The organism is Polaromonas vacuolata (genome assembly GCF_012584515.1).
GTDB classification, from domain to species: Bacteria; Pseudomonadota; Gammaproteobacteria; order Burkholderiales; family Burkholderiaceae_C; genus Polaromonas; species Polaromonas vacuolata.
In genome coordinates this window covers 3110648-3124484 of sequence record NZ_CP051461.1, presented here as the reverse complement: position 1 = coordinate 3124484, position 13837 = coordinate 3110648, and the positions used below count along the sequence as shown (strand labels likewise).

9 protein-coding genes are annotated in these 13837 nt (G+C 52.2%); 7 read left to right on the top strand and 2 right to left on the bottom strand.

From position 1 onward, the window contains the following. Position 1 precedes the first annotated feature (1 nt). From HC248_RS14205 to HC248_RS14175, 7 genes are all read left to right on the top strand, one after another. Positions 2-2392: a hybrid sensor histidine kinase/response regulator gene (locus HC248_RS14205; RefSeq protein WP_168923043.1), complete on the top strand. Its 2391-nt coding sequence runs from the start codon at positions 2-4 to the stop codon at positions 2390-2392. 305 nt (positions 2393-2697) lie between these two features. After that, positions 2698-3456: a TetR/AcrR family transcriptional regulator gene (locus HC248_RS14200; protein WP_168923042.1), complete on the top strand. Its 759-nt coding sequence runs from the start codon at positions 2698-2700 to the stop codon at positions 3454-3456. A 3-nt stretch (positions 3457-3459) separates the two neighbouring features. After that, positions 3460-5256: an acyl-CoA dehydrogenase C-terminal domain-containing protein gene (locus HC248_RS14195; protein ID WP_168923041.1), complete on the top strand. Its 1797-nt coding sequence runs from the start codon at positions 3460-3462 to the stop codon at positions 5254-5256. Between the two features lie 137 nt (positions 5257-5393). After that, a complete protein-coding gene (locus HC248_RS14190) occupies positions 5394-7829 on the top strand; it encodes a 3-hydroxyacyl-CoA dehydrogenase/enoyl-CoA hydratase family protein (RefSeq protein WP_168923040.1) in 2436 nt (811 codons plus the stop codon). 20 nt (positions 7830-7849) lie between these two features. Next, the gene (locus tag HC248_RS14185) at positions 7850-8350 is read left to right on the top strand and encodes a DUF4442 domain-containing protein (RefSeq protein WP_238342643.1); all 501 of its coding nucleotides are present in this window, start codon (positions 7850-7852) and stop codon (positions 8348-8350) included. Positions 8351-8381: 31 nt separating this feature from the next. Continuing rightward, a complete protein-coding gene (locus HC248_RS14180; protein WP_168923038.1) occupies positions 8382-9581 on the top strand; it encodes an acetyl-CoA C-acyltransferase in 1200 nt (399 codons plus the stop codon). Between the two features lie 83 nt (positions 9582-9664). After that, positions 9665-10456 carry an enoyl-CoA hydratase gene (locus HC248_RS14175; RefSeq protein ID WP_168923037.1) on the top strand — a complete coding sequence of 264 codons (792 nt, stop codon included), beginning with the start codon at positions 9665-9667 and terminating at the stop codon, positions 10454-10456. Positions 10457-10548: 92 nt separating this feature from the next. Here HC248_RS14175 and HC248_RS14170 read toward each other — a convergent pair whose 3' ends face one another. Both HC248_RS14170 and HC248_RS14165 read right to left on the bottom strand, forming a co-directional pair. Beyond that, complete coding sequence (locus HC248_RS14170; protein ID WP_168923036.1) at positions 10549-12627, bottom strand: hypothetical protein; 2079 nt, start codon at positions 12625-12627, stop codon at positions 10549-10551. Between the two features lie 94 nt (positions 12628-12721). Further along, the gene (locus HC248_RS14165; protein WP_168921001.1) at positions 12722-13678 is read right to left on the bottom strand and encodes an IS30 family transposase; all 957 of its coding nucleotides are present in this window, start codon (positions 13676-13678) and stop codon (positions 12722-12724) included. Positions 13679-13837: the final 159 nt, after the last annotated feature.

The following is a 13837-nucleotide window of genomic DNA, read 5'->3' as shown; positions in this document are numbered from 1 at the left end:
GATGAGCGCCACCCCCAATCTTTCCTTTCTTACTGGCGACTCTCGCATGGCTCGCCAGATCAAAGAGAAGGATTGGTCGATGTCGCCTTTAGGCCAGCCCGCTGACTGGCCGCAGTCCTTGCGCTCTGTGATTAACCTCATGCTTGGTTCTGCCTTCCCCATGTTTTTAACTTGGGGTCCTGCGCAGTCCATGCTGTACAACGATGCCTACTCTGAAATCATGGGCTCCAAGCATCCGGCAGGCCTAGGCCAGCCTTTTGCGGACGTCTGGCATGAGTTAATAGACGGTCTTTATCCCTTGTTGCAGCGCGCACTTGCTGGTGAGTCTTTCTTTGTTAAAAATATGCAGCTGCGCATGCAGCGTAGCAGCCATGAAGAAGACACTTGGTTTACTTTTTCATACTCGCCTGCACGCACCGAGAGCGGCGCTGTTGCCGGCGTTTATTGTGTCTGCACCGAGACCACAGCAATGGTGTTGGCAGAGCGTCACTCAGAAGCTGAACGCCAGCGCCTGCAAACGCTGTTTAGCCAGTCACCCGGTTTTGTCGCCGTTTTGCGCGGTCCTGAGCATGTGTTTGAAACTGCTAATCAAGCCTTCATACAGCTCATGGGTTTTCGCGATTTAATCGGTAAGCCAAGCGCTCAAGCCTTACCTGAGATGGTGGGGCAAGGCTTTTTTAAATTGCTCGATGATGTTCTGGCGGATGGTCAACCCTTTGTGGGCCGATCTATGCGCACCATGATTAGTCGCAAGCCCGATAGCCCGCAGGTCGAGGTCTACTTAGACTTTGTTTTTCAGCCGCTGCTAGGTGCCGACGGACTGGTCAATGGCATCTTCGTGCAAGGCCACGAGGTCACCGAACAACACCGCGCGCAACAAGCTTTACTGGCTTTTTCTGACAGTATTCCAGCGATTGCTTGGGTCGCGGGTGCTGACGGTTTGCTGCTGCGCTGCAATTATCAGTGGTCGGCTCATACCGGCCAGCAGGTTGAGGCGGCACTGGGAAATGGCTGGCTTGAGTTCGCACACCCCGAAGACAGAGCGTCAATGCGTGCTGCTTGGGAGGCCGGAAAGCTCGATGCCAAAGCTTGGCAGTCCGAATACCGCCTGCGCCGCCATGACGGCAGCTACCGCTGGTTTTTGGCCCGCGCTGTGCCGCAGCTCGATGCAAATGGTTGTGTGCTGAACTGGTTTGGCACTTCTAGTGACATTGAGGGATCACGCCAAATCGCCCAAGCGCTACGCGATGCGGATAAACAAAAAGACGAATTTCTGGCTACTTTGGCGCATGAGTTGCGCAACCCACTCGCGCCTATTCGCAGTGCGGTATTGCTGCTGGCAACTCAAGCTAGCAGCGTGGCCTCACGCAAGCTGGCGCTAGAAGTGGTCAGTCGGCAGGTCGGGCATATGGCGCGGCTGGTCGATGACCTGATTGACGTCTCGCGCATCACCCGCGGCCGCATGACTCTCAAACTCGAACGTGTGCGACTTGCCGCCATCGTCGAGACCGCCATGGAGACCGCTAGGCCACTGGCTCTGAGCAAGCAGCATGTTCTTAGTGCCAACATTGCCGAGCCAGAGGCTGAACTGATGGCCGACCCGGTGCGTCTGACGCAAGTTTTGGCCAACCTTTTGAACAACGCCACCAAATACACCGACGTTGGCGGCCAGATTGTGCTCGATGTTCAAACCGATGCCGACTCTTTTGTTTTTAGCGTCACAGACAGCGGCATTGGCTTGAGTACCGATGCGATCAAGACTATTTTTAATATGTTTTCGCAAGAGCAGTCAGCGCTTGATCGCTCTGAGGGCGGCTTAGGCATTGGCTTGGCGCTGGCTAAGGGCTTGGTCGAGTTGCACGGTGGCGCCGTCTCTGCGGCCAGTGTTGGGCCAGGTCATGGCAGCCGTTTTGTGGTGCGTATTCCAAAGTTGGCCAATGATTTGGTGTCTAACTTGGAAACCAATTTGACGTTGGGCGATAAATCCGCCGCCGCCGCCGCGCCGCTAATTTCTGCCGTGTCAGCTATTAAGACAATACTCTTGGCCGACGACAACCACGATGCGGTTGACGTGTTGGCAGAGTTGCTGCGCATGGATGGTCATGTTGTCCACACCGCTAACGACGGTCTGAGCGCTGCCGAGTTGGCTGCCCAAGTCAAGCCCGATGTGCTGGTGCTAGACATTGGTATGCCAGGCCTAAACGGCTATGAATTAGCGCAACACATTCGTGCTCAGCCCTGGGGTTTGCGCCCGCTATTGGTTGCGGCGACAGGCTGGGGCCAAGAAGGAGACCGGCAAAAAGCGTTGGCTGCTGGTTTTGATCTGCACTTAACTAAGCCCTTTGATCCTTTGGAATTAGCTGACTTGATAGCCGCGCACAAGCCAGTCTGAGGGCTTGTCGGTGAGGTCTTAGCGCTTGACGAAAGTGCTGGCAGCGCACAAAAAAATTCTGACTACGCCACTGCTGCGTAGGCCGCTAACTGCGTCACAGCGACGCAACATAACGGCTTTAAAACTAAATACTTCCGAGGGTTAACCCAGACTGGGTAGGCACGCATTTGTGACTAAATGACACACGCAGACAGACATCGTGTAATGTTTTATTTTGTTGGGGCTTTTGTTCTGCGTCGATTTAATGCAAAATAGAACGATCGTTCTTTTTTAATTGATTAACTTGATTCGTTTGGTTTTTCCGTATGTCCGCCTTCCCCCCATTACCCAGTAAACCCGCGCGCAGCGCGCAGCGCAGTAACAGCCGTGCGGCTGAGCAGGTTGCATTGCCAGGCCACAAAGGCCAGCAAACCAAGGCCGCCATTATTGACGCAGCGCTTGGGCTGGCCACGCAACTTGGTTTGCAAGGCCTGAGCATAGGTGTGTTGGCCGAGGTCATGCGCATGAGTAAATCTGGCGTTTTTTCGCATTTTGGCTCCCGCGAGGAGCTGCAAATTTCCGTCATTCGTGAATACCATGCTCGCTTTGAGCAAGAGGTTTTTGCCGCCGCCATGACCCAAGAGCGCGGTCTGCCGCGCTTACGCGCCTTGTTTGAAAACTGGATGAGCCGTACCTCGGTCGAGATTGATTCGGGTTGCCTTTACATCAGCGGCGCCGTCGAGTTCGACGACATTCCCGGCCCGGTACGCGACGCCTTGGCTGACTCAGTCAAGATCTGGTTAGCGGCCATGCACCGCGCTGTGGTGCAGGCCAAACAAGCCGGTCACTTGCAGCCCGAGGCCGATGAGCAACAAATGGCATTTGAAATTCACGGCTTGATTTTGGCCCTGCATTACGAAGCACGTTTTCTGCAATCCCCAGAATCTACCCAACGCGCCCACACTGGCTTTAAGCACATTCTTGAACGCTTTGGCATAGCCGACACCGACACCACCCGACCCAACGTCACTCTATTTTCAAGTTCGACTCCCTCCACCAAGCCCCGCAAAGTCTCTAAGGAATAAACCATGCCCGTCTACAACCCACCTCTGCGTGACATGCAATTTTTGATGCATGAAGTTTTCTCTGTTACCGATGAATTCAAAGCCATACCCAAGTACGAAGACGTCGATGCAGAAACCATTAATGCAGTCCTAGAAGAGGCGGGCAAGTTCGCGGTCGAAGTGGCCTTGCCGCTGAACGTCAGCGGCGACACCGAAGGCTGCACCTTGGATATAAAAACCCACGAAGTCACACCGCCAAAAGGCTTTAAGCAAGCTTATGCACAGTTTGTTGAAGGCGGCTGGGCAGCGCTAAGTTGCGATCCGGCTTATGGCGGCCAAGGCCTGCCTTTTGTGGTCAATCAGTGCTTGTATGAAATGCTTAATTCGGCGAATCAAGCTTGGACTATGTATCCCGGCTTATCGCACGGCGCGTATGAGTCACTTTATGCGCACGGCACCGATGCACAGAAAAAACTCTATCTGCCCAAACTCACCAGCGGCGAGTGGACCGGCACCATGTGCTTGACCGAATCGCATTGCGGCACCGACTTAGGCATGCTGCGCACGCGTGCAGAACCCCAAGCTGACGGCAGCTACAAGCTCACCGGTAACAAGATTTTCATTAGCGCTGGCGAGCATGACTTAGCCGCCAATATCGTTCACCTAGTGCTAGCCCGCCTGCCGGATGCGCCCAAGGGCAGCAAAGGTATTAGCTTGTTTGTGGTGCCAAAGTTCAATGTCAGCGAAGACGGCGCAATGGGTTCGCGCAACGGTATTTACTGTGGCGGCCTAGAACACAAAATGGGCATACACGGCAACGCCACTTGCCAGATGGTGTTGGACGAGGCTGTCGGCTCCATGGTGGGCGCGCCCAACAAGGGCTTGGCAGCTATGTTTGTGATGATGAATGCCGCGCGTTTGGGTGTCGGTAATCAGTCGTTGGGTTTGACTGAAGTGGCGTTTCAAAATGCGCTGGCTTACGCCAAAGACCGCACGCAAATGCGCTCTTTGACCGGCACCAAGGCCAAGGACAAACCGGCCGATCCGATTATTGTTCACGCCGATGTGCGCAAGATGCTGCTGACCGCCAAAGCCTATGCCGAAGGCGGCCGCGCCATGTCGATTTACTGCACTTTGTTGTTAGATCGCGAGCTCTACCACCCGGACGAAAAAACCCGCAAAGACGCGGGCGAAATCGTCGCTTTGTTAACCCCTATCGTGAAAGCCTTTTTGACCGACAACGGCCATATTTCTACCAACGCCTGCTTGCAGGTGTTCGGTGGCCACGGCTACATCAAGGAATGGGGCATGGAGCAGTTTGCACGCGACAACCGCATCAACATGATTTACGAAGGCACGAACACGATTCAATCACTGGATTTACTCGGACGCAAAATACTCGGCAACAACGGCGCAACGCTGAAAAAATTCGGCAAATTAATTGCCGCCTTGATTGCCGAAGAAGGCGTGAATGAAAAGATGGCGGAGTTTATTAATCCGCTCGCCATTCTGGCCGAGCAGATGAGTAAATTCACCACCGAAATTGGTTTTAAAGGAATGCAAAACCCAGACGAAGTTGGCTCTGCTGCGGTGGACTATTTGCGCGTCGCCGGTCACCTGATGTTTGCTTATTTCTGGGCCCGTATGGCGCAAGTCGCACTGCGCGAAATCGCCAACGGCAACACCGATCCCTTCTACACCGCCAAACTGCAAACCGGTCGCTTTTACTTTGCCAAATTGTTTCCAGAAACCGCCATGCTGATGCGCACCGCACGCAGCGGCAGCAGCGCGCTGATGGATACCGAAGCTGCACTCGCCTGAAAGGCGTCAACACGCGCCAAGCTAGGCGCTATGACGGCCGGCAACGGCTAATTTAGCCTGGCCTGTTTTGTTCTTTGCAGAACCGACAGGCCGGTGCCAAAACTTCTTAAACTTTTTTCGCAAGAAAGCTTTTACCCATGTCAAGCCAAGACCGTTTTCAGGTTAAAAAAGTCGCCGTCCTAGGCGCTGGTGTGATGGGCGCACAAATCGCAGCCCATCTGGTCAACCTCAAGGTCCCGGTTTTATTGTTCGACCTGCCGGCCAAAGAAGGCCCAAAAAACGCCATCGTTCTCAAGGCTATAGAAGGCTTGAAAAAGCTCAAGCCCGCGCCGCTAGGCGTGGTCGAAGACGCTGCATTAATAGTGCCGGCAAACTACGAAGAAAATCTCGATTGGCTGCGCGACTGTGATCTGGTGATCGAAGCCATTGCCGAACGCATGGATTGGAAAACCGCGCTGTATGAAAAAATTGCCCCCTTTATAAGAGAAGGCGCAATCGTCGCGAGCAACACCTCGGGCTTGAGCATTACTGCGCTCAGCAGCGCATTGCCTCAATCGGTCAAACCACGTTTTTGTGGTATTCATTTTTTCAACCCACCGCGCTATATGGCGCTGGTTGAATTGATCAACACACCGACGACTGAGCCCAAGGTTTTAGACGACCTTGAAACTTTTGTCACCAGCACTCTGGGCAAGGGCGTGATACGCGCTAACGACACGCCTAACTTCATCGCCAACCGCATCGGCATTGCCGGCATATTGGCGACTATGCATGAGGCCGAGGCGTTTGGTTTGACTTATGACGTGGTCGATGACTTGACCGGTAAAAAACTAGGCCGCGCCAGCTCAGGGACTTTTCGCACCGCTGATGTGGTCGGTTTAGACACCATGGCGCATGTGATTAAAACACTGCAAGACAACTTGGGTGAAGGCAAAGATACCGACCCGTTTGTCGACCCTTTTGCGCCCACCTACGGCACACCGCCAGTGCTCGCACGCTTACTAGAGGCCAAACAACTGGGCCAAAAAACGGGTGCGGGTTTTTATAAAAAACAAGGCCGGGATATTTTGCGGCTTGATCCCGAGAGCATGGAATATGTTGTCGGCGGCGCCAAGTCCAACGACGTGGTCGGCCGCATGCTTAAAAAACCGGCGGCTGAACGCTTAAAGCTTTTGCGCAATGCTGAAGGGGCAGAGCCGCGTTTTCTGTGGGCTATTTTTCGCGATCAGTTTCATTACGCCGCGATTCATTTAGAAGCCATTGCCGAGACCGCACGCGACATAGACTTTGCCATGCGCTGGGGTTTTGGTGCCAAGCAAGGCCCGTTTGAGTTGTGGCAAGAAGCCGGTTGGTTGCAAGTGGCTAACTGGATAAAAGAAGACATAGACGCCGGTAAAGCACTCTGCAACGCGCCATTGCCAGACTGGGTTTTCAACGGCCCTGTGGCCGACGCCGGCGGCGTGCATACACCGCAAGGCTCTTGGAGCGCGGCCTCAAAATCCTTTATCGCAAAACGTGATTTACCAGTTTATGCACGCCAGTTTTTTCCTGAAAATGTTTTGGGCAGCCAAGCTGCTTCTTTTGAGACAGCCGGTAATACGCAGTTTGAAGACGATGCGATTCGTTTGTGGACCTTGGACGGTGACAATTCAGATGTCTTAATCGCCAGCATTAAAACCAAAATGCATGCGATTAGCCCCGACGTCGCCGAAGGCTTGGCACGCGGCGTAGAACTGGCTGAGAAAAGTTTTAAAGGCTTGATGATTTGGTCTAATCACGACTTGTTCTCTGTCGGTGCCGACCTGCAAGCCATGTTGCCCGGCTTTGTGATGGGCGGCGTGGCAGTGATTGATGGCGCCGAGGCAGAGTTGCAGCAAACCATGCTCAAACTGCGTTATGCGGCTGTGCCAGTCGTCAGTGCGATTCGCGGTCTCGCACTCGGTGGTGGTTGTGAAATTGCGGTCTATTCGGCCAAGCGAGTAGCTGCTATGGAAAGCTATATCGGCCTAGTTGAAGTCGGCGTTGGCTTGGTGCCAGGCGCTGGCGGCCTGACTTATATTGCGCGCCGCGCAGCAGAAAATGCAGCGGCTTCTACGGCTAAAGATTTGCTGCCGTTTCTCACCGAAGGCTTTAGCGCAGCGGCCATGGCCAAGGTGGGTACCGGCGCACTCGATAGCCGCAAGCTGGGTTATTTGTTGGACAGCGATGTTGTCGTGGCGAATAAAGACGAGCTTTTGTTTGTCGCCCTTAACCAAGCCCGCTCTATGTTCGACGCCGGTTACCGCGCGCCGCATAAACGCTTATTTCCAGTCGCTGGTCGCAGTGGTTTGGCGACTATCAAAGGCCAACTGGTGAATATGCGTGATGGTGGTTTTATCAGCGCGCATGACTTTCACATTGCCAGCTTAATCGCCGGCGTGGTCTGCGGCGGCGATGTCGATGCGGGTAGCTTAGTCAGCGAAGAATATGTAATGACACTTGAGCGCTGGGCTTTTTGCGCGCTGCTAGAGAACCCCAAAACGCAAGCACGCATCATGGGCATGATGAGCACGGGCAAGCCGGTGCGCAATTAATGCAGGCCTTACCGAATCGCATGGCACGCCAGTTAGATAGGCTTTGCGAAGTGCCGGCGTTTGCGCGTGGCTGGTTTCGCAACGTGGTGATGCGTCGGGCTTTGACGCATTACGGCGCTGACAGTCTGAATTTTTTGCAGGTCAGTAGCAGCGCGGTTGAGATCGGTATGAAACGGCAATCAGGGCAATCTGGTCAATCTGATTTAGCCCAGCACTTGCCTGCTGCAGCGCTTAATTTGCTGGTTGAAACGGCGTCCAGCACATTGCTTGGCATGAACGTGCGCGACGATTGCCAGCTGCGCTTAAAAGCACTGAGTTTGAATTTTCTGCAACCCGCCAGCGGCAACTTGCGCGCCACCGCCAGTCTCACGCCTGAGCAACGCGCTTTCATGCAGGCCAGCAATTCGGGCGAAGTGCGCCTCGCCGTTAGCGTCACAGATCAAGCCGGCGTCACGCCAGTTAACTGCGAATTTATTTGGGCTTGGACAGCGCATAGCCCTGGCAAAAATCAATCTGCTTAAAACTAATAGCGAAGAAATAAAAGGATAAATCATGGCCAAACAAATTCAAGAAGCCTATATCGTCGCCGCCACGCGCACACCGATAGGTAGATCGCACCGAGGTTTTTTTCGCAATATGCGGCCTGACGACTTGCTGGTCAAAGCGCTGCAAGCTGCACTCGCGCAAGTACCAAGCTTAGACCCCAAAGCAATCGAAGACATCATCTGCGGCTGCGCCATTCCCGAAGGCCCGCAAGGCTTGAACATTGCCCGCATCGGTGCGGTGTTAGCCGGTTTGCCAACCAGCGTGGGCGGCATCACAGTAAACCGTTTTTGTGCCTCTGGTTTGTCAGCGATTCAAATGGCGGCTGACCGCATTCGGGTTGGCGAAGCCGAGGTGATGATTGCCGCTGGCGTTGAAAGCATGAGCATGGTGCCTATGTCTGGCAACTCGCCTTCACTGTCGCCGTCTATGTTTGTGAATGATGAAAATATTGGCATCGCTTACGGCATGGGATTGACGGCAGAAAAAGTGGCCCAGCAATGGAAAGTCTCGCGTGATGCGCAAGACCAGTTTGCGCTGGCTTCGCATCAAAAAGCCATCGCCGCGCAGCAAGCCGGTGCGTTTGCAGCTGAGATCACGCCAGTTGAAGTCACCGACCGCTCAGCCAATTTAGACACTGGTGAGGTGATTACTAAAAGCCGCATTGTGAGCCTAGACGAAGGTCCACGCCCAGACACTTCAATCGAGGGGCTGGCAAAACTCAAAACCGTGTTTGCCGCACGCGGCTCGGTGACGGCGGGCAATAGCTCGCAAACCTCTGACGGTGCCGGCGCATTAATCTTAGCCAGCGAAAATGCGGTTAAAAAGTTTGGCTTAAAACCACTCGCGCGTTTTGTCAGTTATGCCGCCCGCGGTGTGCCGCCGCATTTAATGGGCATTGGCCCGATTGAGGCGATTCCTGCGGCACTTGGATACGCCGGCATTGCCCAAGACGATATCGATTGGTTTGAGCTCAACGAAGCCTTCGCAGCTCAATCCTTAGCGGTCATGAATACCTTGGGTTTGAATCCGAGCAAGGTCAACCCCATGGGCGGCGCTATCGCACTTGGCCACCCGCTAGGCGCTACCGGTGCGGCGCGCGCTGCAACGCTGATTCATGCACTGCAGCGCAACCAGCTCAAGTACGGCATGCTGACTATGTGCGTAGGCATGGGGCAGGGCGCAGCGGGAATTTTTGAACGGGTTTAATTTTTTATCACTGAACCAGTCAGTGCGTCTTTACACTTTTAAGCGTCAAGGCTAGTTCAACTTTTTTCAAGGAATAATGCAGCATGACTACTCCCTCAACTACCCCTGTCGCGTCCGACATCCTGAGCCACGTCGATGCCGGCGTGATGACGTTAACGATTAACCGCGTAGCGCGTAAAAATTCGATTACCTCGGCTATGTATGCGGCAATGGCTGATGCCTTGCAAGCGGCCGAACAAGACAGCGCTGTGCGCGTGTTGGTGATTCAAGGCCACGAAACTATTTTTTCGGCGGGTAACGATATTGGCGACTTTATCAACCGTCCACCAGCCACAACAGAAGCACCCGTGTTTCGCTTTTTGGGCGCTATCAGCCGTTTTAGCAAACCGATTATTGCCGCCGTATGCGGCCCAGCCGTTGGCATTGGCACGACTATGCTGCTGCATTGCGACTTGGTTTATGCGGGCGATAACGCGGCATTTTCTATGCCTTTCGTTAACTTAGGTTTGTGCCCAGAAGCCGGTGCTAGCTTGCTGCTGCCGCAGCGCGTAGGCCATGTACGCGCGGCCGAGGCCTTGCTGTTGGGTGAGCCATTTATGGCTGAATCAGCACTAGAGATGGGTTTGATTAACCGCATAGTGCCGCCTTCAGAAGTCAATGCACTGGCTCAACGCCAAGCGCAAAAACTAGCCGCAAAACCACTGACTGCGCTGCTTGAAAGCAAGCGTTTGCTCAAGCATGGCAACGACACACTGGTCGCTGAACGCATGACGCTTGAGTTTGAAAGCTTTGGCCGCATGCTAGAGCAACCCGCTGCACGCGAGGCTTTTGCGGCGTTTATGGAAAAACGTAAACCGGATTTCTCTGCGCTTTAATTCGATTTAAATCACTTCGCTATGGCGAGCAACTACACCTTGCTTGCCGTGGCTAGTCACAAATTTTTGCCCTAGCGCGTTTTGCTTAAGACTCAGGAAAGTTGATCGACCAAGCTTGGGCTGATGTATGGAAAAACTTGGCGTCCAGCGCTGGCAAATGCCGCTAAGCACATGGCCTCGTCCCGCAGCTGCGGCGGTACATGTGCAATCGCTATTCCAGATTTTTTGACGGCGAGCAGGCATAGCGCTGGCGTTCTAGCGCTTAGTGGAACGCGCTTTAGTACGTACGGTCTTCGATTTATAGCCGCCATGAATATTGCATCGGGAAGAGTATTTCCATAAATGAAATTTTCTCTATGAAGGTATGGGAGATTTTGTTCCGAGAATCTTTTGCGATATTGCGCAAAACTCAAAGTGCTATTTTTTATATCGCTTTTTGTATAGCTTTGGAAATTAAAACCTGCTAACAAATCGCTACAAACTTGCGTTTGGGTAAGCCATTCCTCAGGTATGCCTTGGAATAGTGGGTGGGTATTGCTTATCGTATGACCGCGAATTTTGTACGACAACCTCAACATATGCTCAATCATGATGGGCGGCGCATAGTTGGTGTGAACGCCTGCTTTGCTCTCAGCTGGCGTATGAAAGAGGTCTTGCGATGTCTGGCTGATAGGCGTGTCGACAGACTGCAAAAGGTATTCGCAGTCTTTTTGGTAGGCTGCGTACGCTGCTTGTTGTAGGTAACTATTAGCGAGTAGATGCGCAGCAGGCACCTCTTGTATCGCGTCTAAACTAGCGGTGACTGCCTTGATGCAGCGGTTCACGGTTCGCTCTTTAATGGGCAACGCTGACAGCCCATTTGTTTTGCCGCTCGCAGCTAAGTCAAAGAGATTTTGATAGCGCTCCTCTGATATTTGCTGCGGTGAAAATTCACTATCAATCACCCATCGAATCATAGAATTATCTTGTGTGATCGCAGCTTCTAAAAATTTTAGTTGCAGTGAATCTGGCACAAACTGTAAGGCTGATCCGCACTGTGAAATTGCCAGCGCGCAGTATTCTTCAGTGCGATTTTCCATATAAATAAAACCTAAGTTCAGACCATTTCTGTTCAGCGAATATTTATCAATATCACTTTTAGCGCGAATTTCAGATGGAATCATATGTAGTAAAGCTGCACTTTGATCAATCGCTTCCATCCAAAATTCAACACTATTTCTCATGTCTTCTGGTATAGGTTCACAGCTTTCAAATGCGCCGTTCTTAAATGCCAATAGGTATAAATTTTTATCCCTTAACGCTTGTGGTACCAAGGTAATATTTCTTACGTCATTCAAAACTGCATCTCTATACATTTCTTGGTTTCGCATAGTTTCCGGCACATCTTTAAGTGCCATAACTTTTTGCTTTATCGCTATTGCATACATTTCTTGCGTCTTGTCATCCTCGTTTAAATAGTGCAGTAAGCGGCCGTTGTGTGCGGCTTGACTCAACACTTCCTTGTAAATATTGGGTGTGATATCGCTGGGCTGTAGCAGGCTTATAACCGTTGCATTATTTTTAACGGCCAGCTCTTTCATGACAGGGGTACGGATATGCAAAGGTATTAGGCCCAGTGCTAGACCATTGCTTTTTACAGCCGTGATTGCCAAATTTAAATGGGGGTTTTCGCGTTGCTGTCTTGGTACATGCGTCCACGCTTCTCCGTTTTGCTGCAATGCGGCTTTGCATATGGTGGGTGTGCGCTTGGCCATCGGCAGTTCCGCCAGTAGCAGTCCGTTTCGCCGAACTAAATCAAAGACCAGATCCTCTGGCATCCTGAGTGATAAAAGTTTTTCTTGCTTGTCGATTCGCGCAAGCCATGCTGCATTTAGCGTTTGAAATGGCTTGCTGCTGAAGCTTGCAATCAGGGGTAACAACTCTTCTGGGAGATCTTTAAATCCTAGGTGTTTAGTGTCTATGGGAACTGAGGATGGCGCATAGCTTCTTGGTGTTTGAGCGCTCAGTAGCGTTACCGTGAGTTCTTCTAATTTTGGCGTGCTGTGTAAGCTGGTTGTCGCTTGATCTTGAGTTCTCGCAGACTCGCTTGGCAGCGCAGTATGAATACTGTTGACGCAAGACTCTTGATTGGTCGTTAAGCGAATTTTTTTGGAGATGTGAACAGGATTCATTTGATTGCTCTTTCTGGTTTGGTAAAGAGAAAAATATAAACAAGTATTGAAAACTTCTTCCGCGGCGGATTCAAGCTTGAAGTGCAACAGCGTGTTAGTTGGACTTTAACTCTTCCATAAAAACCTGATGCGGTGTTCGATACCCCAAACATTTTCTAGGACGATGATTGAGCCTGTGCATCGCTAAAGCAATGTCATCGTCGGTGATGCAATTAAAGCGCATCCCCTTTGGGAAAAACTGGCGAATCAAACCGTTCATATTCTCGTTTGCCCCACGCTCCCACGAGGCGTATGGATGGGCGAAAAAGAAATCTGCACTCAGCGCAGAAGCTATTCGTTCATGCTGAGAAAATTCCTTGCCGTTATCTGTCGTGAGTGTGTGCACGCAATGAGCGAATGGTTTAAGTAAAGTGATTAACGCGTCCCCTACGGCTTGCGCTGTTTTGAATGGCACGTGGAAAATTATTGAATACCGAGAGACACGCTCGTTAATCGTCACTAGGGCTTGCTTCTGCCCGGCACCAATCACCAGATCAGCCTCCCAGTCGCCAAAGCGCGCACGCTCAAGCACGATGGCGGGTCGCAGTTCTATTGAGACCTGGCGAGAGATGGTGCCGCGCCGTTCACGGCCACTGCTGCGTTTTTTTCGCGTCTTCTGGCAACGCAGTGTTTTATGCAAGCTGCCGCCCGCGCGTTTGTCAGCGTAGATGTACTGGTAAATGCTCTCATAGCTAACACCGGGTTGGCATCGAGCTTCGAGGTGGCCGCTGATTTGTTCGGGGCTCCAAGCCTCAGCCAACTTTTCCTCCACTACAGCCCATGTCGAGTCAGCAACTCTAGGACTGTTGGCGCAGGCAAGTCTACGTTCTTGGGCTTTGTCATTTGCCTGCTTAGGGCGATAGCCTCGTAGACCGCGGTTACGACGCAACTCACGGCTGATGCTCGATTTATCACGGTCCATCATTTTTGCAATTTCACTTTGATTGAAGTTTGCTTTGGCGAGGATTGCAATCTGGTAACGTTCGTCACGGGTGAGGTGTGTGTAAATCATTCTGGGCAACTTTGACTTGGTGGTCGGGAAGCTTGGATGCTCTCACATCTCACCCACCCGTCCGGTTAGTTTCAAAGTTGCACTTCAGACTTGAATCCGCGCGCTATAAAAGATTCGTAGTTACTATTTTTTTATTTTTCTGCCACAACGGTTTTCCAT

Excerpts from the sequence above, each read along its gene's own strand:
- HC248_RS14205 (WP_168923043.1), top strand. The coding sequence starts at position 2 with ATGAGCGCCACCCCCAATCTTTCCTTTCTTACTGGCGACTCTCGCATG.
- HC248_RS14200 (WP_168923042.1), top strand. The coding sequence starts at position 2,698 with ATGTCCGCCTTCCCCCCATTACCCAGTAAACCCGCGCGCAGCGCGCAG.
- HC248_RS14195 (WP_168923041.1), top strand. The coding sequence starts at position 3,460 with ATGCCCGTCTACAACCCACCTCTGCGTGACATGCAATTTTTGATGCAT.
- HC248_RS14190 (WP_168923040.1), top strand. The coding sequence starts at position 5,394 with ATGTCAAGCCAAGACCGTTTTCAGGTTAAAAAAGTCGCCGTCCTAGGC.
- HC248_RS14185 (WP_238342643.1), top strand. The coding sequence starts at position 7,850 with ATGGCACGCCAGTTAGATAGGCTTTGCGAAGTGCCGGCGTTTGCGCGT.
- HC248_RS14180 (WP_168923038.1), top strand. The coding sequence starts at position 8,382 with ATGGCCAAACAAATTCAAGAAGCCTATATCGTCGCCGCCACGCGCACA.
- HC248_RS14175 (WP_168923037.1), top strand. The coding sequence starts at position 9,665 with ATGACTACTCCCTCAACTACCCCTGTCGCGTCCGACATCCTGAGCCAC.
- HC248_RS14170 (WP_168923036.1), bottom strand. The coding sequence starts at position 12,627 with ATGAATCCTGTTCACATCTCCAAAAAAATTCGCTTAACGACCAATCAA.
- HC248_RS14165 (WP_168921001.1), bottom strand. The coding sequence starts at position 13,678 with ATGATTTACACACACCTCACCCGTGACGAACGTTACCAGATTGCAATC.